Source organism: Bartonella sp. AS69XJJH, assembly GCF_042195585.1.
In the GTDB taxonomy this organism is placed as follows: Bacteria; Pseudomonadota; Alphaproteobacteria; order Rhizobiales; family Rhizobiaceae; genus Bartonella.
In genome coordinates, this window is the sequence record NZ_JBHIOO010000124.1 from 1 (window position 1) to 758 (window position 758).

2 protein-coding genes are annotated in these 758 nt (G+C 43.8%); both read right to left on the reverse strand.

All coding sequences use genetic code 11. The features are described 5' to 3' along the window. Positions 1-335 (reverse strand): hypothetical protein (locus ACFIK6_RS10120; RefSeq protein ID WP_375677616.1); only part of this gene is annotated, 335 nt, incomplete at its 3' end. A gap of 222 nt (positions 336-557) precedes the next feature. Next, positions 558-758: helix-turn-helix domain-containing protein (locus tag ACFIK6_RS10125; RefSeq protein WP_375677617.1), on the reverse strand; the 201-nt coding region annotated here is incomplete at its 5' end.

A 758-nucleotide genomic window follows, 5' to 3' on the forward strand; every position in this document is an offset into this window, starting at 1 on the left:
TAAGCTTTCGCAAAAACGGGTTCTTCCAAACGCCGGTTAATGGTACGCAAAGAACGAGCAACAGCAGTGCGTTCACGCTCTTGCATGGCAACAAGACGCCGCTGCGGCACCTCAAACTGATAATGCAAAATATGAATCGCAATCTGCCGTGCTAATATCGCATCAAATAAGCCATGCGGGGGGTCAATAACATACCGTATCGGTATATGTCGAAAGCCTCCACTCACGGCTTTTAAAGAACAGGAAAGCATCATTTGTAATCGCTCAGCTTCTGAATAAGGATTAAAAATTTCTCTTTTTTCCTCTGGCTTCCATAAATTATAAGCTGCAACCATAACCATCCCCCATTAGTAAAATCCGCTTACCACCTATGGAAAACAAAACTACCACCATCAAATCGCCAGAACCAACCCATCCAAACGTCTGTTCTATGATGCAACTCTATGCAATTTATCTTGCCCATTTCGTATTGATCTTTAGACATTGATAAACCTCTTTATCTTATGGTATCTAAATGCATGGCAAATGCGCAAAAACGCAAAGCCGTGTAACGAAGTTTAAGCAGCATTTCCGCGCAAAGTAGAATGCGCACGCGAATCTGTATTGGCATGTTTTGCTGCTTTAAAAATGCGACGGCGACTTTTGGGGTAGCGGTCGCTAAAAACCTGCTCAACGGGCAAACCGATAAAATCGGCAATGGCACGTTCAGCTTTCTCGTTAGACCGTGTCCAGATATGTTGAACACTGGATGACGAGAG